Annotated in this window: 21 protein-coding genes (1 of these 21 running past the window's edge); 13 read left to right on the top strand and 8 right to left on the bottom strand. The window is 55.7% G+C overall.

Translation table 11 applies throughout. From position 1 onward, the window contains the following. Positions 1–21: 21 nt before the first annotated feature. The 3 genes from RHM65_RS01860 to dksA form a co-directional block, all read right to left on the bottom strand. A complete protein-coding gene (locus RHM65_RS01860) occupies positions 22–2976 on the bottom strand; it encodes a sensor histidine kinase (protein ID WP_322167649.1) in 2955 nt (984 codons plus the stop codon). A gap of 262 nt (positions 2977–3238) precedes the next feature. Continuing rightward, complete coding sequence (gene gluQRS, locus RHM65_RS01855; protein WP_322167650.1) at positions 3239–4126, bottom strand: tRNA glutamyl-Q(34) synthetase GluQRS; 888 nt, start codon at positions 4124–4126, stop codon at positions 3239–3241. Positions 4127–4353: 227 nt separating this feature from the next. After that, positions 4354–4797 (bottom strand): RNA polymerase-binding protein DksA, encoded by a 444-nt coding sequence (dksA, locus tag RHM65_RS01850; RefSeq protein WP_322167651.1) that lies wholly within the window; start codon positions 4795–4797, stop codon positions 4354–4356. Positions 4798–5146: 349 nt separating this feature from the next. Here dksA and RHM65_RS01845 point away from each other — a divergent pair, with 349 nt between their 5' ends. Together RHM65_RS01845 and sfsA are read left to right on the top strand one after the other, a co-directional pair. Beyond that, positions 5147–6319, top strand: a complete 1173-nt coding sequence (locus tag RHM65_RS01845; protein ID WP_322167652.1) for a pyridoxal phosphate-dependent aminotransferase — start codon at positions 5147–5149, stop codon at positions 6317–6319. Next, positions 6319–7059, top strand: coding sequence for a DNA/RNA nuclease SfsA (sfsA, locus tag RHM65_RS01840; protein WP_322167653.1), 741 nt, complete (start codon positions 6319–6321; stop codon positions 7057–7059). The genes RHM65_RS01845 and sfsA overlap by 1 nt, the downstream gene beginning before the upstream one ends. On the opposite strand, the gene RHM65_RS01835 is transcribed toward sfsA, so the two are convergent. Continuing rightward, entirely contained in the window at positions 7037–7366 is a 330-nt protein-coding gene (locus RHM65_RS01835; RefSeq protein WP_322167654.1) for a Rieske (2Fe-2S) protein, read from the bottom strand. The genes sfsA and RHM65_RS01835 overlap by 23 nt on opposite strands. A 252-nt stretch (positions 7367–7618) precedes the next feature. On the opposite strand from RHM65_RS01835, the gene RHM65_RS01830 reads away from it, so the two are divergent. Continuing rightward, complete coding sequence (locus RHM65_RS01830) at positions 7619–8527, top strand: ChaN family lipoprotein (protein WP_322167655.1); 909 nt, start codon at positions 7619–7621, stop codon at positions 8525–8527. Positions 8528–8649: 122 nt separating this feature from the next. Further along, entirely contained in the window at positions 8650–9420 is a 771-nt protein-coding gene (gene deoC, locus RHM65_RS01825) for a deoxyribose-phosphate aldolase (protein ID WP_322167656.1), read from the top strand. 197 nt (positions 9421–9617) lie between these two features. Here deoC and RHM65_RS01820 read toward each other — a convergent pair whose 3' ends face one another. The 3 genes from RHM65_RS01820 to RHM65_RS01810 form a co-directional block, all read right to left on the bottom strand. Then, a complete protein-coding gene (locus RHM65_RS01820; protein WP_322167657.1) occupies positions 9618–9917 on the bottom strand; it encodes a TfoX/Sxy family protein in 300 nt (99 codons plus the stop codon). A gap of 233 nt (positions 9918–10150) precedes the next feature. Further along, on the bottom strand, positions 10151–10495 hold the full coding sequence (locus tag RHM65_RS01815; RefSeq protein ID WP_322167658.1) for a pentapeptide repeat-containing protein: 345 nt from the start codon (positions 10493–10495) through the stop codon (positions 10151–10153). Positions 10496–10585: 90 nt separating this feature from the next. Beyond that, positions 10586–12130: a bifunctional aminoglycoside phosphotransferase/ATP-binding protein gene (locus RHM65_RS01810; RefSeq protein WP_322167659.1), complete on the bottom strand. Its 1545-nt coding sequence runs from the start codon at positions 12128–12130 to the stop codon at positions 10586–10588. Between the two features lie 117 nt (positions 12131–12247). Between RHM65_RS01810 and mrcB the strand changes: the two genes are divergently transcribed. Genes mrcB through RHM65_RS01795 form a run of 3 tightly spaced genes read left to right on the top strand, consistent with a single transcriptional unit; the run spans position 12248 to position 15667 of the window. Beyond that, on the top strand, positions 12248–14569 hold the full coding sequence (gene mrcB / locus RHM65_RS01805) for a penicillin-binding protein 1B (protein WP_322167660.1): 2322 nt from the start codon (positions 12248–12250) through the stop codon (positions 14567–14569). 55 nt (positions 14570–14624) lie between these two features. Continuing rightward, the gene (locus RHM65_RS01800) at positions 14625–15338 is read left to right on the top strand and encodes a hypothetical protein (protein WP_322170725.1); all 714 of its coding nucleotides are present in this window, start codon (positions 14625–14627) and stop codon (positions 15336–15338) included. Further along, positions 15338–15667: a YqcC family protein gene (locus RHM65_RS01795; protein ID WP_322184206.1), complete on the top strand. Its 330-nt coding sequence runs from the start codon at positions 15338–15340 to the stop codon at positions 15665–15667. The genes RHM65_RS01800 and RHM65_RS01795 overlap by 1 nt, the downstream gene beginning before the upstream one ends. 30 nt (positions 15668–15697) lie before the next feature. Here RHM65_RS01795 and RHM65_RS01790 read toward each other — a convergent pair whose 3' ends face one another. Next, positions 15698–16135 carry a DUF4124 domain-containing protein gene (locus RHM65_RS01790; protein WP_322167662.1) on the bottom strand — a complete coding sequence of 146 codons (438 nt, stop codon included), beginning with the start codon at positions 16133–16135 and terminating at the stop codon, positions 15698–15700. Positions 16136–16537: 402 nt separating this feature from the next. On the opposite strand from RHM65_RS01790, the gene RHM65_RS01785 reads away from it, so the two are divergent. The 6 genes from RHM65_RS01785 to msrQ all read left to right on the top strand — a co-directional run. Further along, positions 16538–18262 carry an acetolactate synthase 3 large subunit gene (locus RHM65_RS01785; RefSeq protein WP_322167663.1) on the top strand — a complete coding sequence of 575 codons (1725 nt, stop codon included), beginning with the start codon at positions 16538–16540 and terminating at the stop codon, positions 18260–18262. A gap of 2 nt (positions 18263–18264) precedes the next feature. Then, complete coding sequence (ilvN, locus tag RHM65_RS01780) at positions 18265–18756, top strand: acetolactate synthase small subunit (RefSeq protein WP_299835450.1); 492 nt, start codon at positions 18265–18267, stop codon at positions 18754–18756. 46 nt (positions 18757–18802) lie between these two features. After that, positions 18803–19819 carry a ketol-acid reductoisomerase gene (ilvC, locus tag RHM65_RS01775; protein WP_322167664.1) on the top strand — a complete coding sequence of 339 codons (1017 nt, stop codon included), beginning with the start codon at positions 18803–18805 and terminating at the stop codon, positions 19817–19819. 156 nt (positions 19820–19975) lie between these two features. Next, positions 19976–20833 (top strand): CDP-diacylglycerol--serine O-phosphatidyltransferase, encoded by an 858-nt coding sequence (gene pssA, locus RHM65_RS01770; RefSeq protein ID WP_322167665.1) that lies wholly within the window; start codon positions 19976–19978, stop codon positions 20831–20833. Positions 20834–20895: 62 nt separating this feature from the next. Next, entirely contained in the window at positions 20896–21909 is a 1014-nt protein-coding gene (gene msrP / locus RHM65_RS01765) for a protein-methionine-sulfoxide reductase catalytic subunit MsrP (RefSeq protein ID WP_322184204.1), read from the top strand. Further along, positions 21909–22447, top strand: partial view of a protein-methionine-sulfoxide reductase heme-binding subunit MsrQ gene (gene msrQ, locus RHM65_RS01760; protein ID WP_322167667.1) — the 5' portion only. It continues 82 nt past the right edge of the window; only the first 539 of its 621 coding nucleotides appear in the window; the start codon lies at positions 21909–21911; its stop codon lies off the right edge, out of view. Before msrP ends, msrQ begins: the two co-directional genes overlap by 1 nt.

The raw sequence follows: 22447 nt of genomic DNA, 5'->3' as shown, positions 1-22447 counted from the left end.
GATTCAATACTCTCGACGGTCTCAGTTAACAGCGGACGTCGCTTCGACATGACGCGGCAATGTCACCCGAATACGGGTGCCGCGTTGATGCTCGGGGTCAGCCGGGCTGTCGATGGTGATTTGTCCATAATGCTCTTCAACGATGGAATAGACCAGTGCAAGGCCCAGTCCGGTGCCTTCCCCCGGGTCCTTGGTCGTGAAGAACGGTTCGAATAATCGGTCCATGATTGATTTTGGAATCCCACTGCCTTCGTCTTCTACGATCAGATCGACCGTGTGTTCGGATAGTTCTGTTTTTACCCGCACGGCGCTGCCCGATGGCGATGCGTCACGTGCGTTGGTTAGCAGGTTTATCAACACCTGAGCGAGCCGTTGGGGGTCGCCGTCAACCCAGTGTTCCGGGTTGCACAGGTTGAAAAATTGCACTTCGTAGTTACGCCGATTCAGCGCCAGTAAACCGATAGCATCCTGGGCCACTTCAGCCAGGCATACCGCTTCATCGGAATGTTGATGGCCGCCGGCATGGGCAAAGCTCATCAATGATTGCACGATGCGTGAAACGCGTTTGGTCTGCTCAAGAATCTGGCTACTGATTTCGGTCAGCTCGCTGTCGTCTTCGCGTTCTTCGCGCAGATTTTGCGCAAGGCACGCGATGCCGGTAATTGGGTTGCCGATCTCGTGAGCAACGCCCGCAGCCAGACGGCCGATGCTGGCCAGGCGCTCGGAGTGAACCAGCTTGTCTTCGAGCATTTGGGTGTCGGTCAGGTCTTCGACGAGCAACACCAAACCGCTGTTGCCCGGCGCGAGAGGTTCGTCGATGGCGGCTTTGTGCAGGTTCAACCAGCGCGTCTGGCCATCTAGCCCAAGGCGCTGCTTGTGCAAGTGTTCGTCTGGCAGGTCGATAAAGCCTTGAAGCAGTTCTTTCCACGGGTCGGCGATGGTTTCCAGCCGAGAACCCACGACGCGCTGCGCCGCGATGCCGGTCAATTCTTCCATGGCTTTGTTCCACATCAGGATCTCTTGATCCTTGGCCAATGAGCACACGCCCATGGGCAGTTCTTGCAAGGTCTGGCGGTGATAACGGCGTAACGCATCGAGTTCGGCAGCCAGGCCGGTCAGTCGTGAGTGGTAGTCCTCAAGACGGCTTTCGATGAAGTGAATGTCTTCGGTGACGTAGTTTTCACTGCCGGACTTGTAAGGCAGGAACGTTTCAACCATGTCTTGGGCAACACTCGGGCCCATCAACCCCGACAGATTCGCTTCGATTCGATCACGCAAGCGGCGCAACGCGTAAGGGCGGCGTTCATCGAAGGGCAGGTAAAGGTCCCGCAGTGCTTGTTCGACTTCTTTTTGTGCCGCTTTGGCACCCAGCGGTTTGGCCAGTTGCGTGGCAAATTCCTGAGGGGACGCGGCGTGCAGTTCTCGCCGTTGCGGTCGTCGCACGTTATCCACGGCGCAGGCTTCGGCGGCGCTGGCTTCTTCCGGGCTGGCGTCACTGAACAACGAGATCAAGGTGAAGATCAGGACATTAGCGGCCAGTGAAGCGATGGCTGCCATGTGCCAACTGGCGTCATCTGGCACATAAATCATGTCCAGCATCGGGATGTAAAAGCCGTGGAAGTTGCCAATCAATGGCAACAGCATGCTCACCATCCACACGCCAATCCCGGCTACCATCCCGGCGATGAATCCGCGACGGTTGGCCGTGGGCCAGTACAGCACCGACAATACACCTGGCAGAAACTGCAAGGTGGCGACGAAGGCCACGATGCCCAGGTTCGCCAAGTCTTGCTGTTTGCCGAGTAACAGATAGAACCCGTAGCCGAGCATGATGATGGCGACGATCAGGCCGCGACGGGTCCATTTCAGCCAGCGGTAGATATTGCCTTCCGCAGGCGGTTGATACAGCGGTAGCACCAAATGGTTGAGCGCCATGCCCGACAAAGCCAGCGTGGTGACGATGATCAACCCGCTCGCCGCCGACAAACCGCCTACATACGCCAATAACGCCAACGCTTTGTTATTGGCCGCAATACCGACACCCAAGGTGAAATATTCCGGGCTGGTTTGAGCACCTAGTTTAAGTCCGGCCCACAGGATAAGTGGCACCGCCAAACTCATCAGCAACAGAAACAGCGGTAAACCCCAACTGGCGCTGACCAGCGAGCGTGGATTGAGGTTTTCAGTGAAGGTCATGTGGTACATGTGCGGCATGACGATGGCTGAGGCGAAGAACACCAACAGCAGCGTGCGCCATGGGCCTTCTTGCAGCGGGGTATGAAGCGCGGCGAGGGCGGCCTGGTTTTGCAGCAACCACTGCTCCAACTGAGTCGGGCCGTCGAATACCCCGTACAAGGCGTATAAACCAACGCCGCCCATGGCCACCAGCTTGATGACTGACTCGAACGCGATGGCAAACACCAGGCCTTCGTGTTTCTCCCGGGTCGCGATATGCCGGGAGCCGAAGAAGATAGTGAACAGTGTGATCAAGGCGCAGAACGCCAGTGCGACTCGGTTTTGCACCGGTTCGTGGGTCAAGATGCCGATGGAGTCGGCGACTGATTGAATCTGCAAAGCCAGCAACGGCAGCACGCCGATCAGCATAAAGATGGTGGTCAGTGCGCCGGCCCACGTGCTGCGGAAACGAAAGGCGAACAAATCTGCCAACGATGACAGCTGGTAAGTACGGGTGATCTTGAGGATCGGATAGAGCAATACCGGCGCCAGCAGAAATGCCCCGGATACGCCGAGGTAGCTGGATAAAAAGCCGTAGCCGTATTGATAGGCCAGTCCCACCGTGCCGTAGAACGCCCAGGCGCTGGCGTACACGCCGAGCGATAAGGTGTAGGTCAGCGGGTGACGAATGATCCAGCGTGGGATCAGGCCACGCTCACTGACCCAAGCGACGCCGAACAGTACCAGCAAATAGGCGGCGCTGATCAGGACCATTTGGGTCAGGCTAAAGCTCATCGGCATCTCGTTGACTCTGCAGGATAAAGGTCACGACGATCAGAATCAGCCAGAGCAAATACGGGCGATACCACGCGCCTGTTGGTTCAATCCACCAGTCCATGATGGCTGGGGAGAACAGGTATATCCCTACCACCAGGAGCAGGACCAATCGATAGATGTACATACTGGCCTCACTAAAAAGGTCGGGCGATGGTACTGGATGGCAGCGAAGCTGCAAGTGGCGTTTTGCGGACGGTTGCCACCTGGCCACGCCGAAGGCTCTAACTCAGCTTAACTCAGCTTCTTCAAGGCTTCGCAATCGGGGGATTAAGGTAGCATTCCATCGCTGGATTCCCCATTTCAACACCTCGTGGGGGCTCGCGTAGTTAAGTTCATCGTCCGCCGGTTGACCTAAGGCCCGTAAGGCGCGAAGCAGCAGCGAGGTTGCCTGGCCTTGTTCTAGTGGTGGTGAACGGTACGATTTGCCGAGCTTGTTGCCGTCGGGTTGAACAATCAGCGGCACATGAAGATAGCGGGGTTGCGGCAGGCCGAGCAGTTCCTGGAGGTAGATCTGGCGGGGTGTCGAATCGAGCAAGTCCGCGCCACGGACAACATCGGTGATCCCCTGCCAAGCATCATCGATGACCACTGCCAGTTGATATGCATATAAGCCATCGCGGCGACGGATAACGAAATCGCCGACGTCGCGCCCTAGGTGTTGGGTAAAAAGACCTTGTACCCGGTCTTCAAAAACGTAGTTCAGTTCGGGCACACGTATGCGTATTGCGGCGTTGTCAGTGTCGTGCCCGAGGTTGCGGCATCCGCCGGGATACACACCGTTGGAGCGTTCCAATTGTTTGCGTGAGCAGCTGCACGCATAAGCCAAACCCTGACTCAACCAGCGATGGATGACCTGCTCGTAGGCTTCATGTCGTTGGCTTTGATTGATCAGTTCGCCGTCCCACTCAAACGCGTAGCTCTCCAGAGTGCGCAAAATGGCTGTCTGCGCGCCGCTGACTTCGCGTGGCGGGTCGAGGTCTTCCATGCGCATCAGCCATTTTCCACCCACGGCGCGCGCGTCGAGGTACGACGCCAATGCGGCAACCAGTGAGCCGAAGTGCAGATAACCGCTGGGGGTTGGCGCAAAGCGCCCGATATACGAGGGGGATTTCATGGTGCGATGGTAATGGAACAGTCAGCATTGATATATGGGGTATTTGCGCTCCATTACTGTAGGCGCGAACGTGTAGCGATCCAGTTTTCTTGGACCACCCAGCCGAGTCCTATAATTTGCCAGTGTTTGCTGCGCGACAGGTCCACGTCGAAGACGGGGCGGCATCTCCTAAAGAGAGTGAGAACGCCAGAAACAACAAGGGGCGCCGAAGCGCCCCTTGTTACAGGTCATTTACCGACCTGTTTTTCTTTGATTTCCGCCAACGTCTTGCAGTCGATGCAAAGGTCAGCGGTAGGGCGGGCTTCAAGTCGGCGAATGCCGATCTCTACGCCACAAGACTCGCACCAGCCATATTCTTCTGCTTCGATCAGCTGTAACGTTTTGTCTATCTTCTTGATCAACTTGCGCTCACGGTCGCGGGCGCGCAGTTCCAGGTTGAACTCTTCTTCCTGGCTTGCACGATCTGCTGGATCGGGAAAGTTGGCCGCTTCGTCCTTCATGTGATCCATGGTCCGATCGACCTCTTGCATCAACTGCAGCTTCCACTTATTGAGGATGCCGATGAAGTGGAAACGCATAGGCTCGCTCATGTATTCCTCGCCCTTACTGATTGCGTAAGGTTCGAAGTCACGAACTGGCTGGCTGCTTTGCTGCTTTTCTTGGGTGGGCATGAATGGACCGCCTCTCGCTTTTCTCTATCCATTGCGCAGGATTGTTTCTACACCGACACCTGCCGGCCCTGCGGCTGCAAGCGGGCGAACTTACCAGATCAAATCGGAGCGCGCTACTCCCGGTTGTCGAGCCTGCTAGCACCTTTTTACCTTTGTAGGCTGTGATACTTGAGTAGGGTACGAAAAATCGTTCGCAAAAATTGATTTTAGTCCGGTGGTAAGTACCCGTTTGGTTTTTTTAGCGCAAGGTTTGGTTGTCCAAAAGTAAGCGTCATAAACCGGACTGTAAGGCGGCCGGTTGGGTAGAATCAGGCGATTGATATTCCGATTCTCCGTTTAAGGAAGGCTCATGGCTTACCCCTACAGTGCGCGTAGTCGCGCTATCGAACCCTTTCATGTCATGGCCCTGTTGGCGCGGGCGAACGAGTTGCAGGCGGCAGGGCACGATGTCATCCACCTTGAAATCGGCGAGCCCGATTTCACGACAGCCGAACCGATCATCGCCGCAGGCCAGGCCGCGTTGGCAGCAGGCAAGACCCGGTACACCGCCGCCCGTGGGTTGCCTGAACTACGCGAAGCCATCGCCGGGTTTTACGCTCAGCGCTACAACGTAACGGTGGATCCCAACCGGATCCTGGTTACGCCGGGTGGCTCCGGGGCGTTACTGCTGGCCACCAGCCTGTTAGTAGATCCTGGCAAACACTGGTTATTGGCCGATCCAGGTTACCCCTGCAATCGTCACTTTTTGCGACTGATCGAAGGCGCTGCGCAACTGGTCCCGGTGGGTCCGGACGTGCGCTATCAATTAACCCCTGATTTGGTGGCCCGCCATTGGGATAAAAACACCGTCGGTGCATTGGTCGCTTCGCCCGCCAATCCCACCGGCACGATGCTCAGTCGCGATGAGTTGGCCGCATTGTCTGCGGCGTTGAAAGTCCGAAATGGTCATTTGGTGGTGGATGAGATCTATCACGGCCTCACGTATGGCTGTGACGCGGCCAGCGTGCTTGAAGTTGATAACGATGCCTTCGTTCTCAACAGTTTCTCCAAATACTTTGGTATGACCGGCTGGCGGTTGGGTTGGCTGGTCGCGCCGGAAGATGCGGTGGCAGATTTGGAGAAACTTGCGCAAAACCTCTACATCAGTGCCCCGAGCATGGCCCAATACGCCGCGCTTGCGTGTTTTGAACCACAAACCCTGGAGATTCTCGAAGAACGGCGCGCTGAGTTCGGGCGTCGACGTGATTTTCTGTTGCCCGCGTTACGCGAATTGGGCTTTGGCATCGCTGTCGAGCCGGAAGGGGCGTTCTATCTCTACGCAGACATCAGCGCGTTTGGTGGCGACGCCTTTGCGTTCTGTCAGCATTTTCTTGAAGTCGAACACGTCGCAATCACTCCGGGCCTGGATTTTGGCCGCTATCAATCGGGCCATCATGTTCGATTTGCTTACACTCAAAGTCTGCCTCGGTTACAAGAAGCGGTTGAGCGAATTGCCCAGGGTTTGCGGAGCTGGCAAGGCTGATGCGGTTTTCTCCCGAACTCGAACACGGTCGCCTGCTGGTTCGCTATAAACGCTTTCTCGCTGACATTGAAACCGCCAGCGGTGAAAAACTGACCATTCACTGTCCCAATACCGGTTCGATGTTCAATTGCATGGCGCCCGGTGGGCGGGTTTGGTTCAGTCGTTCCAGCGATCCGAAACGCAAGCTGCCTGGAACCTGGGAAATTGCCGAAACACCACAGGGACGTTTGGCCTGTGTTAACACGGGGCGGGCGAATAACCTGGTGGAAGAAGCCCTGCGTGCGGGTGTGATTACCGAGCTAAATGGCTTTACGGTGCTCAAGCGCGAAGTGCCGTACGGGCAAGAAAACAGTCGGGTGGATTTTCGCCTGGACTACCCGAGCGGGCCAGCATTCGTAGAAGTCAAAAGTGTCACCTTGGGTTTTAACGACTCGAAGATCGCGGCGTTTCCTGACTCGGTGACCCAGCGGGGCGCCCGTCATCTTCGTGAGTTGGCGAGCCTGGCGCGCAATGGGGTGCGTGCGGTGTTGGTGTATTGCGTCAACCTTACTGGCATCGATGCGGTACGCCCAGCAGAAGAGATTGACCCCATTTACGCGGCGGCCCTGCGTGAGGCGGTGGCCGCTGGCGTAGAGGTGTTGGCCTACGGCGTGCAATTGACCCCCGAAGAAATTCGCATAGACCGTCGCCTTGATGTGCATTTGGCGGGCGCCAAGCCTAGTTGTCAGAAGGCAGGCTGACCCAGATTCCGCTTAAGTCCTCACGGCAAGTCATTGCGCTCAGTGACTGACCGGCACAAGGCCCCGCCACGCATTCCCCGCTCTCAATGAGAAACAGTGCGCCGTGGGTGGCGCACTGGATCAGGCTGCCACTCAAGTCGAGAAATTGATCAGCCTCCCATTCAAGCGGCACCCCCCGATGCGGGCAGCGGTTGCGGTAAACAAATACTTGGCCTTCCCTTCGGATTGCCACCAGCTTGAGCCCGTCGATGTCGAAACCTCGGCTTTGGGCTTCGGCTAGATACTCTGCGTCGCAGAGGAATTTCATGCTGGGCTCCATTGTCTTTCAGTGGAGGGCCAGTGTCGCAGGTCCGGCAGTTCGACGCTGCTCGTCCGGGAATTCAATGCGATAATGGCACTTTGACACATAAATTCACTAAGTTGCCGACCAAGGGCGCTATAGCGGCATGACTTGGGTCTTACAGCGCGTTAATGTGGCCGTCTGCCGCTCTTGAACTGTGCAGGTTTTTTGGTAGTGTAGGGCTTTGGCGATGACAGGCATTCACCAGAGGCAGATTTGATGCTTCGTTTGCTGTTGATAATACTGCTGGCAGGAGGGCTAGGGGCGCCGGGCACTGATCAGGCGGCTTCTCAGTCAGGAAATATACCGGCTTGGCAAAGCCGTCTTGGGTATGAGCGTGTGAATGCAGGCATGATTCGTGATTTAAACACTGGTCAAAAACTGACGGCGCAGCAATTGGCTGATCGTCTGGCGCAGGCCCCCAGAGTGTTGGTCGGCGAGCAGCATGATAATCCAGACCATCACGCGTTGGAGTTATGGGTGTTGCAGGTGCTGGCCGATCGACGTTCTCAGGGCAGCCTGCTTCTGGAGATGCTCGACCCGAATCAGCAATCAAGGGTCGATGAGGCCAAGGCGGCGTATAAGTCGGTAGTCCCCGCTGATCTTCCTACCGAGCTGGCATGGCAAGAGGGTTGGGACTGGGCTTTATACGGCCCCATTGTTCGTTATGCGCTTGGGCAGTCTTATCCTCTGTTGTCTGCAAATCTGGACCCTGATGAAATCACTGCAATCTATACGCAACAGCCCCTGTTGACGGGAGTTCACTCTACGGCGTTGGTTGTGCGTGAGCAGTTGCTGGCGCAAATTCGTGATTCCCATTGTGGTCAACTTCCAGAAGAGCACATGCCTGCGATGCTTGCCGTCCAGCAACAACGTGATCGACGAATGGCTCAGCGGCTGCTCGCCGCTCCCGTTCCGGCGCTGTTGTTTGCGGGGGCGTACCACGTGCGCAAGGACGTCGGCGTACCAATCCATCTTCTTGATCTGGGCGCGGCAGACGGTACTGTCGTGCTGCTGTTGGCGGAAGTGGGCGCTTATGTGACGTCCGCTTCTGCCGATTACGTGTGGTACACCGCCGCATCGTCACGGAAGGATTACTGCGCGCAATGGCGTAATCAGTCTAAATAGTGTTGCTTGCCATTTAGGATACTTCCTGTATTTGTGTAGTCCCTTTCTCTGTTCTAAGGTCGGACACGTTTGTTGCTTGCGTCTCGTTTATTGTCTCGGTTGCCACTGAGCGGCTGAACAGGATGAGAGAAATGACATCGCAAGAGGAGCAGTTAGCGCTTCAAATGATTGGGTTGCTGGATTTAACTTTGCTCAACGCAGATGACAACGAAGCGCGCGTCCTCGCTCTTTGCCGACGGGCTATCACGCCTGTGGGCGCGGTCGCTGCGGTGTGTGTCTTTCCACACTTTGTTCACTTGGCGCGCCGCGCCCTGGACGATTTGCGTGCTGATACTGTGCGCATCTCTACGGTCGCCAATTACCCTTATGGTGGGTCGAATCTTCTGTCAGCCGTGTCCGAAACCCGTGCAGCGTTGGCATCGGGCGCTGATGAAATCAGTCTGGTATACCCTTATCGCATGCACCTTACTGGCAATAATCAGGGGGCGACGGATTTGGTGGCAGCCTGTAAAGCAATGTGCGGGGATCGGGCGACACTCAAAGTTATTTTGGAAGCCGGAGAGTTGAGAGACCCCCAAATCATTCGCAAAGTGTGCGTGGACATGTTTGCGGTGGGTGCGGACTTCATCGAAACCAGCACGGGCAAAGTCATCGTCAATGCCACGCCGCAAGCCGCGCGGATTATTCTGGAGGTGATCGCTGAAGCGGGCGGGCAGGGCGGATTCAAAGCGGCTGGCGGTATCCGAACGTTTGATGAAGCGAGGGTCTATCTCGACTTAGCAAAGGCCCGTTTCGGCCCACATTGGGTGGGTGTCGACCGCGTGAGGTTGGGCGCCGCAAGCTTGCTGGATGATGTGCTCACTCGCTTGGGCGTATTGGCGCCGGGGCGTTGATAAGCAGATGAGCACTTATCGGCAGGCAAAAAAAGACCCGGCAAAACTGCCGGGTCAAATAACCGTGATTAGCCTGATGAGGAGATAATCTGAGATTCCGAACCAATGGTCTGCCAAATCATCGACCAGTCTCGCGACCAGTTGTGCGAATCATAGCAATTCTCATTTGTATGTCAACACCGTCATTCACGCTATTTTCATTGGGCTGACCTGGCGTTTGAATTCAAGGCATTTGGGCGCAGCGAAATCGCGTCGAGTTGTTCGTTCAACGCGTCCTTGCGCTCGGCGGGTATGTCGCTCCAATGGATGTCTAAAAGTGCCCCCTCGATGGCATAGAGTAGAACTTTTGATGCACGGAAACCTCGCGTACGCACCGCCCTGTAAGCGTCCACCGCACCCAGCCGACGTAAATCGGAGGCGCTGTGGATACCCACTGCGTGCAACCACTGTGACGATGTTTTACCGAGATTTTTCAGGTGTTGCAGTTCATCGTTCATCCTGCCTCCTTGCGATGGCTGAGCACTGCACTGCGTTTGCTGTGTTAGCAAACCTTAAAGAAGTGTAGCGGGGAGTAAAAAAAGCGCGTAAGGCGCTGATCAGCTGACAATGAGGAGTTGGGAAGGTTGCTGCGGCGAGTTCAATCTCGCTGGGATTTCGGTCGGCGTGCTGCGACCCTCCCCCGCACGGAAGAACGTGCGGGGAAAAACGGTACCTCAGGCAGAAGTATCGATTACTTGGTTCGGTAGCGCAGGCGCGTACCGAAATTCACCGACATCAGAATTTCGTCTGCCGACAGTTCTGCCGGGAAAAAGGCCCCAGAGATTTGCGCATGGCCTAGGCTCGCACCTTCCATTGAGGTATGACGCAAATCAAGTCCTCGCAAATCAGCGGCACGAAAGTACGCATCGGTGAAGTCAATGCCCACAGCATCCAGTTGCCTTAAGTCCAGCCCGCGAAAATCTCCGCCAGCCAAATCTATGGGGCCCGTCCTGGGTTTCTGAAGATTGAAATCTTCAATTTTTTCGTGGTGCAGCAGCACATAGAGGTGGGAGTCGAGCTGCTTGGGATGGCTCATGAAATTTCTCCTGTTTTATTTATGACGCCAGTATAGTGCCACTACTTTTGAGCCGTGAAGCGATAACTGCTGTACGGCTCAAAAAGACGCTCAGAGGCCCGGCAAGCGTTGGCGGAGGTGGGCGACCAGACCGTCTAAATCGCTGCTGTTGTTGGTTTCGACCTGCGTGCTGCGCAGAATTTCATCCGCACCCAGTGGCTCACGATTAGCTTGTTGAGCTTCGATTACTTCCAGAGTGGCGTCGGACGGATCGTTGTTTTGTGCCTGACGTTGCGCCAGCCAACCTTCGATAACGGCTTGCGGCGCGCTGCAATCGAGAATAAGGAACGGCGCGCCAGACGCTTCGGCAACTTTGGCTGCGGCGTCACGTTGCTCGCGCTTCAGATAGGTTGCATCGATGACCACGGGAAAACCCGCGCGCAGGATGCTATCGGCGAGTTGATTCAATCGGGTGTAGGTGGCGGTGCTGGCATCAGCGCCATAAAGGTCGCCAGTCTCTTTGTTATTGGCGAAAAGGCGCTTGCGTTCAATGTCCGAACGCAAGCGAATCGCCCCCAATGCTTCCACCAGACGCATCGCCACGTGGCTTTTTCCTACGGCAGAGACGCCGTGGGTGATGACAAGAAAGCGTGATGGTATTGCGCTATAGCTTTCCGCCAGATTGGCATAGTTGCGATATTGACGCAGCGTGGTCGCTCGCTGCACGGGCTCAGCGTCTGCAGGCAGGCTGAACAGCGCGACTTTTGCGCGAACCAGCGCCCGATACGCCTTATAGAAGTTCAGCAGTTCAAGGCCCTGATAGTCGCCGGTCAGTTCCAGGTATTGGCTGATCAGACGTCGTGACAAAGACTTCAGGCCACGGTCTTCGAGGTCCATCGCGAGAAAACCTATGTCTGCGTAGACGTCGGTAAACCGGAAGGGTTCGTTGAATTCGATGCAATCGAAAATGACGACCTTGCCGTCGATCATCGTGACGTTACCCAGATGAATGTCGCCATGGCATTCGCGAATAAATCCCTCGGCTTTACGCTGGGAAAGCAGGCTTTTGAGCCGTTCGAAGCTGCACTGCGCCCAGGCTTCCAATGCTTCCAGCTGTTGCAAGTCAGCTTTATCGCTGATCAGTGCTCGAATTTGATCGAAGTTTTGCTGCACCGGCGCCATTACGGATTCAGGCGTGCCTTGCGCGTGCGCCAACGGCACATGAGGTGCGGCGAGGTGGAACTCAGCAATCTGCTTGGCCATTTCGTCGATGTGCGACGTGGTGAGTTCGCCATTGGCCTGCAAGGTGCTGAGTAACTGACTTTGTGGGAACTGGCGCATTTTCAGGACGTATTCGATCACTTCGCCATCACCGCCTATCTGCGGTACGTCGACGCTGCCGGTAATCGGCAAGACTTCCAGATAAAGGTCCTCGGTCAGGCGCTGGTTCAAACGCAGCTCTTCGCCGCAAAAGTGTTCCCGGGCTGAAAGCGTAGTGAAGTCGAGGAAACCGAAATTTACCGGTTTTTTGAATTTATAAGCATAAGGGCCGGTTAGCAGTACCCAGGAAATATGTGTCTCAATGACCTGAAAACTGTCGACCGGGTGTGGAAATAAAGCCGGGTTTTGCAGTGCGGTTATCAGGGATTGGCTCACAGGCGATCCTTCAAGGGGTTAAAAATTCAGGCCGCTATTATGGCGACTCATCGCTGTGCTGCAAACCGCTAGAAGCGCGTCTTTCGATCATCGATAAAGTGCGTATAATCCGCCGCCATGACTCGTACCCGCACTTCTCGTACCCCAAAAAAACGCGCCTCTGGCGGTCTTCGTCCCTGGTTAGGCTGGGCGCTGAAGCTCGGGCTGGTCGGCTTGGTCGTGCTCGCCGGCTTTGCCATCTACCTTGATGCCATCGTTCAGGAAAAGTTTTCCGGTAAGCGATGGACTATTCCGGCCAAGGTTTACGCGCGTCCGTTGGAGTTGTTCGTCGGGCAAAAGCTGTCCCAGGTCGATTTTCTGACTGAACTCGACGCGCTGGGCTATCGTCGTGAAGCAGTGGCCAACGGTCCGGGCGCAGCGGCGGTCAGCGGCACAACCGTTGATCTCAATACGCGGGGTTTCCAATTCTACGAGGGCACTGACCCCGCCCAGAAAGTGCGTGTCCGTTTTGCGGGAAACTCTGTCGCCGCTTTATCAGCGACCGACGGTTCCAAGCTATCAGTGGCTCGGCTTGAGCCGCTGATGATCGGCGGGCTGTACCCGAAAAACCTCGAAGACCGCATCCTGATCAAGCTCGATCAGGCGCCGCCGTATCTGCTCGACACCCTGGTGACGGTCGAGGACCGGGATTTCTATCACCACTTTGGCGTTTCACCCAAGTCGATTGCCCGGGCATTCTGGGTCAACGCCTCATCTGGCCAGATGCGCCAGGGCGGCAGTACGCTTACGCAGCAGTTGGTCAAAAACTTCTACCTGACCAACGAGCGTAGCCTCAGCCGTAAGCTGACCGAGGCCATGATGTCAGTGCTGCTGGAGATTCATTACAGCAAAAAGGAAATTCTGGAGGCTTACCTCAATGAGGTTTTCCTTGGTCAGGATGGTCAGCGCGCCGTTCATGGTTTCGGGCTTGCCAGCCAATATTTTTTCAGTCAGCCGCTGTCTGAACTGAAGCTGCACCAAGTGGCGCTGTTGGTCGGTATGGTCAAAGGTCCGTCCTATTACAACCCTCGTCGCTATCCTGACCGGGCAATGGAGCGCCGCAATCTGGTGCTTGATCTGCTGGAGCAGCAGGGCGTAGCGACGGCGGAGGTGGTTGCCGCCGCGAAGAAAATGCCCTTGGGCGTGAGCAAAGTCGGCAGCCTGGCGGACAGCTCGTTCCCGGACTTCCTGGATCTGGTCAAGCGACAGTTGCGTGAAGATTACCGCGACGAGGATTTGACCGAAGAAGGTCTGCGCATCTTCACCAGTTTTGACCCGATCCTGCAGATGAAGTCCGAAGCCGCAGTCACCGAGGCATTCAAAAAGCTTGACGGGCGCAAGGGTGGCGAGGACGTGGAAACTGCCATGGTCGTGACCAACCCGGAAACCGGTGAAGTTCAAGCCCTGGTTGGTAGCCGTCAAGCAGGCTACGCCGGATTTAACCGAGCACTGGATGCCGTACGTCCGATCGGATCACTGGTTAAGCCGGCGATTTACCTGACGGCGCTGGAACAGCCAAGTAAATACACCTTGACCAGTTGGATCGCCGACGAACTATTTTCGGTCAAAGGCGCGGATGGTCAGATCTGGAAACCACAGAACTTCGATCACAAATCCCACGGTAATATTTTTCTGTATCAGGGCCTGGCGCATTCCTACAACTTGTCCTCGGCGAAGCTGGGTCTCGAACTAGGTGTGCCTAATGTGTTCAAAACATTGGCTAAGTTGGGCATAACCCGAGAGTGGCCAGCGTATCCATCGATGCTATTGGGTGCGGGCAGCCTCAGTCCGATTGAAGTGGCAACGATGTATCAGACCATTGCCAACGGTGGTTTCAATACCCCGATGCGAGGCATCCGTAGCGTACTGACCGCCGAAGGTGAACCCCTTAAGCGTTACCCGTTCCAGATCCAGCAGCGCTTCGATCCGGGCTCCATTTATCTGCTGCAAAATGCCATGCAGCGCGTCATGCGCGAAGGCACTGGCAAGTCGGCATATAACCAGTTGCCGAGTACGCTGAATCTGGCCGGTAAAAGCGGTACTACCAATGATTCGCGTGACAGCTGGTTTGCTGGTTTCAGCCAGGATTTGTTGGCGGTGGTCTGGGTAGGTCGCGACGATAACGGCCAAACACCGTTCACTGGCGCAACGGGGGCGTTGCAAATATGGACCAGCTTCATGCGCCGGGCCGATCCGATTTCGCTGGAAACCGCGCAGCCCGATAATGTGGTTCAGGCCTGGATCAATTCCAGCACGGGCCAAGGCTCTGATTCGACCTGCCCGAATGCGGTGCAGATGCCGTATATTCGCGGCAGTGAACCGGCGCCCGGCACTGCTTGTGGCGGCGTCCCCGCCGCAGCCGATTCCGTCATGGATTGGGTCAAGGGCTGGTTGAAATAAGCAAAGAGGATGTGACGTGAATAAGTGGTTGATTCCTGCTTTAACAGCGGTGGCTTTGCTAAACGGTTGCGCCAGCGTACAGCGTGGTTCCATTCCGGTAGAAGATTCCGGTAGCAAAGTCTCCAATAGCGAGCGTGTTCAGGGTAATCGTGCAGGCGGCTATCGTCAGACCGCGCCTCAGCAGCAACAGCAAGCGGTGCCACAAGATTCGGGTGTGACCGTAATGATCCCAAGTGGCGGTGGCTCGGCTCCGATCCAGAGCTACCCTGCATCAACGGGGGCTCCCCAGTTCAATACCAGTCCAATCGACACCATGCCTATCGATACGGCCCCCATCAATTCAGCCCCGATGGATCCAGCGCCGATCAACAACAGCTATAACTCCACAGCGCCGACAGGGATTCCCAGCAGCAACAGCGGCGGGGGCTTGTCAGCGGATGAGCAGCTCGATGGCGCGGTACTTTCGTTGCTCACCACCGCACAGCAGCAACAATCCAGTGGCGATCTGAATGGTGCGTCGTCGAGTCTGGAGCGCGCTCAACGTGTGGCTCCACGCGAACCACAAGTGCTATTCCGTCTGGCCCAAGTGCGTTTGGCTCAGGGCGATTCTCCTCAGGCTGAGCAACTTGCTCGCCGCGCTTTGACCTACTCCAACGGCCGATCAGACTTGCAGGCGAGTCTGTGGGGGTTGATTGCTCAATCCCGCGCAAAACAAGGTGATGCGGCGGGTGCTGCGTTGGCCCGTCAAAAAGCGGGAACCGGCTCCTGATGGACAAGCGCTTCCCTCAAGTGGCTGAGCATTTGCTGCTGATCGAGCGCGAATTACGCGTGCTGGGATGGTGGCGTGAGTCGCCACCCAGTGCGCAAGCTTTGGCCAGTCATGAACCGTTTTGTGTCGATCTGCTGGCGTTTGATCAGTGGTTGCAGTGGATTTTTCTGCCAAAAATGAAAGTTATTCTTGAGCAGGACCTGCCACTTCCCAACGCCTCTGGCATTTTGGAAATGGCCGAAATGGTCTATTCAGGTCATCCGCAAGATACGCGTACTCTTCAGCAATTGCTGGCGCAGTTCGACCGGTTAATCACCGAAACACGCTAAGGCATACGTCGGACCTACTCCGGAGTAGGTCTATTGGCAATTGTCCGCGATTCCTTTTTCAGCTTCGGCGGTGCGGGTCTGGCGTTCCTCGTCAGTCAAGCGCCTGATCACGCCGTTGACCTCCAGACGGGCCCGTGGATTATTGCGAAGCTGCGCGAGGTTAGTCCTCACGTTCTCGCAGTAGGTGGCACGCTTGGCTTCCTGAACCGCTACCTGCTTTTTGACCTTGGCGTCTATCGCGGCCTGATCACCGTGGTCACTTCCTGACAAGGGCGCTTTCGGCAGAGCTGCCCTGGATGGTGGTGTCTGCGTTTGCTTGATGTCTATCTGCTGCGCCGGCTGGTTAGCAGGCGGCTGCGCATCAAAATGAGTCTGACCTTGAGCATCGACCCACTTGTAGATCTGGCCTGCCTGGCAGACGGCGCTTAGCGAACACAACAAGGTTGCCGCTAAAATCATGCAACGCATGGTTCCTTCCTTCGATGACTGTGCACGCGGCAAACTACCATAAGTGCGGGGTCAGAGCCGTGATTCAGTGATTTTTCATGCTGTTAGTCGGAAGAAAGCGCACGGATGACTTGACTTGAGCAGGTCTAATCACAACAATCCAAAGTTCGCTGAAGACGGACTGCCAGAAGCAGGCCGTCTCGGTAGATCATGAGGCGCACATCCGCGCCGACCTGTAACACCCGCAACGCGTTACCTCGCGCTGGGTGGGAAAGCCCCGCAACACTTGGGGAACTCCCAATACTTGCTCAGTCAGTGCTGACGTAGTCGGCGACCACCGTCGCTCATGCTCTGCTAGCAGTAAACCTAATTAAGATCCGTCCCGCGTGTGGGCGGAATTCTGGCGTTTTAGAGGTGAATAACGTGGAGCTTTTATCTGGCGCTGAAATGGTCGTCCGCTTTTTGCGTGACGAAGGCGTTAAGCATATTTACGGGTACCCCGGCGGTGCCCTCCTGCATATCTATGACGCCCTGTTCAAAGAGCCGGCTGTGACTCACATCCTGGTTCGCCATGAACAAGCCGCAACGCACATGGCTGATGGGTATGCTCGCGCGACGGGCAAGGCTGGCGTAGTGCTGGTGACGTCCGGTCCGGGGGCAACCAATGCCATTACCGGTATCGCGACTGCGTACATGGACTCGATCCCAATGGTGATCCTGTCGGGTCAGGTTCCGAGCAACATGGTCGGTACCGACGCGTTTCAGGAAACCGACATGATCGGAATCTCCCGGCCTATCGTGAAGCACAGCTTCATGATCAAAAACGCCGCGGAAATTCCTGAAGTGCTCAAAAAAGCCTTTTATCTGGCGCAATCCGGTCGTCCGGGTCCAGTCGTGGTCGATATCCCGAAAGATATGACTAACCCGGCTGAGAAGTTCGAGTACATTTTTCCGAAGAAAGCCAAGCTGCGCTCCTACAGCCCGGCCGTTCGGGGTCACTCGGGCCAGATCCGCAAGGCAGTGGAAATGTTGTTGGCTGCCAAGCGGCCGATCATTTACGCCGGCGGCGGTGTGATTCTGGGCAACGGTTCAGCGCCGTTGACCGAGTTGGCACAATTGCTCAACGTGCCAGTGACTAATACCTTGATGGGCCTTGGTGCGTATCCGGGCAATGATCGGCAGTTCCTTGGCATGCTGGGCATGCACGGCAGCTACACCGCCAACCTGGCCATGCACCACGCCGATGTGATTTTGGCTGTCGGCGCGCGGTTCGATGATCGGGTTATCAATGGTCCGGCCAAGTTCTGTCCGAGCGCCAAGATTATTCACATCGATATCGACCCGGCTTCGATCTCCAAGACCATCAAGGCTGACGTTCCTATTGTCGGCCCGGTCGAAAGCGTATTGACCGAGATGGTTGCGACCCTCAAGGAAATCGGCGAAACCCCGAACAAGGAAATCGTCGCCAGTTGGTGGCAACAGGTCGAAGAGTGGCGCGGTGACCGTGCCATGTTCCCGTACAACCGGGGCGACGGCAGCATCATCAAGCCGCAAACCGTTATCGAGACGCTCAGTGAAGTCACCCGTGGCGATGCGTATGTGACGTCCGACGTAGGCCAGCATCAAATGTTTGCTGCGCAGTACTATCGGTTCAACAAGCCTAATCGCTGGATCAACTCCGGTGGTCTGGGCACGATGGGCTTCGGTTTCCCTGCGGCCATGGGCGTCAAGCTCAGCTTTCCGGAGTCAGACGTTGCCTGCGTAACGGGCGAAGGCAGCATCCAGATGAACATCCAGGAGCTGTCCACCTGCTTGCAGTACGACTTGCCGGTGAAGATCATCAACCTGAACAACGGCGCGCTGGGTATGGTGCGTCAGTGGCAGGACATGAACTACGGTGCTCGTCACTCACATTCCTACATGGAGTCGTTGCCGAATTTCGTCAAGCTGGCTGAAGCCTACGGCCATGTCGGCATGCGCATCACTGAGCTGAAAGATTTGAAGCCGATGATGGAAGAAGCGTTTGCCATGAAAGATCGTCTGGTGTTCCTTGATATCAAGGTCGACACCAGCGAGCACGTCTATCCCATGCAGATCAAAGACGGCTCGATGCGCGATATGTGGCTGAGCAAGACGGAGCGGACTTAATCATGCGGCACATTATTTCCTTACTGCTGGAAAACGAACCCGGCGCTTTGTCGCGGGTGGTTGGCCTGTTTTCGCAGCGCAACTACAACATCGAAAGCCTCACCGTGGCGCCGACCGAAGACCCGACATTGTCGCGTCTGACGCTGACTACGGTTGGGCACGATGAAGTCATCGAACAGATCACCAAAAACCTCAACAAATTGATTGAGGTGGTCAAACTGGTCGATCTGTCCGAGAGCGCGCACATCGAGCGCGAGCTGATGCTGGTCAAGGTCAAGGCGACTGGCGCCCAGCGCGCCGAGATCAAGCGCACCACGGATATCTTCCGTGGGCAAATCGTTGATGTAACCAGTAGCGTTTACACTGTGCAACTGGCAGGGACTAGCGACAAACTGGACAGCTTCATTCAGGCCATTGGCACTTCAGCCATCCTGGAAACAGTACGCAGTGGCGTAACGGGCATTGCCCGTGGCGACAAAGTACTGAGCATCTAACTTAATTTGATAATGGCCCGAGCGGCCACGATAACAGGGGAATTTCATGAAAGTTTATTACGACAAAGACTGCGACCTTTCGATCATCCAGGGCAAAAAAGTGGCCATCATCGGTTACGGTTCTCAAGGTCACGCTCAAGCGTGCAACCTGAAAGATTCCGGCGTAGATGTCACTGTTGGCTTGCGTAAAGGTTCGTCTACTGTCGCCAAGGCTGAAGCTCACGGCTTGAAAGTGACTGACGTTGCTTCCGCTGTGGCCGCTGCTGACCTGGTCATGATCCTGACTCCTGACGAATTCCAATCCCAGCTGTATCGGGACGAGATCGAGCCTAACCTGAAGAAAGGCGCGACTTTGGCCTTCTCCCACGGTTTCGCCATCCATTACAACCAGGTTGTTCCGCGTGCCGACCTCGATGTGATCATGATCGCGCCGAAAGCACCGGGGCACACTGTTCGCTCCGAGTTCGTCAAAGGCGCAGGTATTCCTGACCTGATCGCGATCTACCAAGATGCTTCCGGCAACGCTAAAAACGTTGCACTGTCCTACGCTTCGGGCGTTGGCGGCGGCCGTACCGGTATCATCGAAACTACCTTCAAAGACGAAACCGAAACCGACCTGTTCGGCGAACAAGCCGTTCTGTGCGGCGGTACCGTTGAACTGGTAAAAGCTGGCTTCGAAACCCTGGTTGAAGCTGGTTATGCGCCGGAAATGGCCTACTTCGAGTGCTTGCACGAATTGAAGTTGATCGTTGACCTCATGTACGAAGGCGGTATCGCCAACATGAACTATTCGATCTCCAACAACGCTGAATACGGCGAATACGTGACCGGTCCTGAAGTCATCAACGCTGAATCGCGTCAGGCTATGCGCAACGCTCTGAAACGCATTCAGGATGGTGAGTACGCCAAGATGTTCATCAGCGAAGGTGCTACTGGCTACCCTTCGATGACCGCCAAGCGTCGCAACAACGCTAACCACGGCATCGAAATCATTGGCGAGAAACTGCGCTCGATGATGCCTTGGATCGGCGCTAACAAAATCGTCGACAGAACCAAGAACTGATTTCAGCTCTGACGGTTTTTGTTGTAGGAAAACGCGGCTTCGGCCGCGTTTTTTCGTTATGGCGGCACGCTTCTGGTATAAAGCTGCATCGTTTGATAACGAACCTTCGTTGCAAACCTCTATTGAAATTTTCCACACCGTTGCAAGGTATTGTCCATGAGCGAACGTCCCGAAGAGCCAAACCAGGCCTCTGACGCCGAAAGCCTGTTACCGATCGATGAGCATGTTGAAGAAGGCCATGACGCCGAAGGACGTAAAGTCCGGCATCGCGGCATCTACCTACTGCCAAATCTGTTCACCACGGCGAATCTGTTCGCAGGCTTTTACTCCATCATCAGCTCGATGAGTGCGCAAAGCGCGATGAGTGCCGGGGACCCGGCCGAAGCGAGCAAGTATTTTGGCTTCTCTGCCATCGCTATTTTTATTGCCATGGTGCTCGACGGTCTTGATGGCCGAGTGGCACGCATGACTAACACCCAAAGCGCTTTTGGCGCCGAGTACGATTCCCTGGCCGACATGGTTGCTTTTGGCGTTGCACCGGCCTTATTAGCGTTTGGTTGGGCGCTGGGTGATATGGGTAAAGTTGGCTGGATGGTTGCATTTATCTATGTCGCGGGTGCCGCATTGCGCCTGGCACGCTTCAACACCCAGGTTGGCAAGGCTGATAAGCGCTACTTCATCGGTTTGGCCAGCCCGGCTGCGGCAGGTGTAGTCGCCGGCCTTGTCTGGTCATTCAGTGATTACGGGATCCAGGGATCGAAGATGTCATTCCTGGTCGCGTTGCTGGTTGCAGCGGCTGGAATGCTGATGGTGAGCAATATCAAGTACAACAGCTTCAAGGAACTGGATCTCAAAGGGCGCGTGCCGTTTGTTGCCATTCTCGCGGTGGTGCTGGTTTTTGCGGTCGTGTTCAGTGACCCTCCACGCATCCTATTGCTGATATTCCTCGCGTACGCGGCGTCCGGCCCGGTTCAATATTTGTTAAGACTTCGTCGCCATAAATCGGCCGAGTAGCCCGATTTCCCCCATACTCCACAGTCTATTGGTGCACTAGCCCCCAACGCTGTGGAGTCATCATGCTAATCAAGCTGCCCTCGGCATCCGACTGCAATGAGTCGGATGTCACGCCTGAATCGTCTTACTTCTCCCGTCGTGCATTGCTGGGCGGCTCAGTTGCTGCTGTGGCGGCTAGCGCATTGCCCCGTTGGGCCGACGCGACAGACCCCTCTCCTTATGCCGATGTCGAGCCCGGTTCCGCGCCTGCTTGGTTCGAGGCAAAGCTGCCAGATACCAAGTGGCAGGCAGTTACGGTCAAGGGTGAGGCGATCACGCCATTCAAAGATGCGACTCACTACAACAACTTTTATGAGTTCGGCACCGATAAAGGTGACCCCGCGCAAAATGCGGGTGCGTTGAAAACCGAACCGTGGACTGTGGTGATTGACGGCGAGGTGGGGAAGCCGGGTCGTTATGCGCTTGAAGACTTGATGAAGCCCTATCAATTGGAGGAGCGGATATATCGGTTGCGCTGTGTAGAGGCATGGTCGATGGTCATTCCCTGGATGGGCTTCCCTCTGTCTGCGTTGCTAAAGCAGGTACAGCCGACGGCCAGCGCCAAATACATCCGCTTCGAAACACTTCAGGATCCTAAATCCATGCCGGGTCAGCGTTCTGATTTTGCATTGATTGATTGGCCTTACGCTGAAGGTCTGCGCCTGGATGAGGCAATGAATCCTTTGACGATTCTGGTAGTCGGGATGTACGGCCGCGAATTGCCTAATCAGAACGGCGCGCCGTTGCGTCTTATCGTTCCGTGGAAGTATGGCTTTAAAAGCGCAAAGTCCATCGTACGCATCAGTTTGGTCAGCGAGCAGCCGAAAACCACCTGGCAAAGTATTGCGGCGAATGAGTATGGGTTTTACGCCAACGTGAACCCTACGGTTGACCACCCGCGTTGGACACAGGCACATGAGCGGCGTCTGCCCAGCGGTTTGTTCAGTCCCAATATTCGGCAGACGGAGATGTTCAACGGGTATGGGGAGGAGGTTGCCTCTTTATATACGGGTATGGACCTGCGGAAGAACTATTGATGCGTTATCCATTTTGGCGTGTTGGCGTTTTTATCGCGGCCTGCATCGCACCTGTTTTGTGGCTATACCAGGCTTGGATTTTTGCGTTAGGGCCTGATCCCGGCAAGGTTTTGGTTGATCGTCTCGGTTTGGGTACGTTGACCTTGTTGTTGATTACATTGGCGATGACCCCCTTTCAGCGTTTGAGCGGATGGGCGGGGTGGATTGCGGTGCGCAGGCAGCTAGGGCTGTGGTGCTTCACCTATGTTGTTCTGCACATGAGCGCTTACGCCTTCTTCATTCTAGGATTGGACTGGTCCCAATTGGGTGTCGAGTTGGTTAAGCGTCCCTACATCATTGTGGGCAGTTTGGCGTTTCTGTGTTTGCTCGCGTTGTCGATAACGTCCAATCGTTATAGTCAGCGTCGGTTGGGCACGCAGTGGAAGAAGCTCCATCGCCTCATTTATGTGATTCTCGGGCTGGGGCTGCTTCATATGTTCTGGATTGTCCGTGCCGACCTTAAGGAGTGGGCGCTGTATGCCGGGATCGGTGTGTTGTT

The sequence above is a fragment of the Pseudomonas sp. CCI4.2 genome, from assembly GCF_034350045.1.
In the GTDB taxonomy this organism is placed as follows: domain Bacteria; phylum Pseudomonadota; class Gammaproteobacteria; order Pseudomonadales; family Pseudomonadaceae; genus Aquipseudomonas.
The sequence above is the reverse complement of the archived record's forward strand: the minus strand, read 5'-3'. Positions and strand labels throughout refer to the sequence as shown.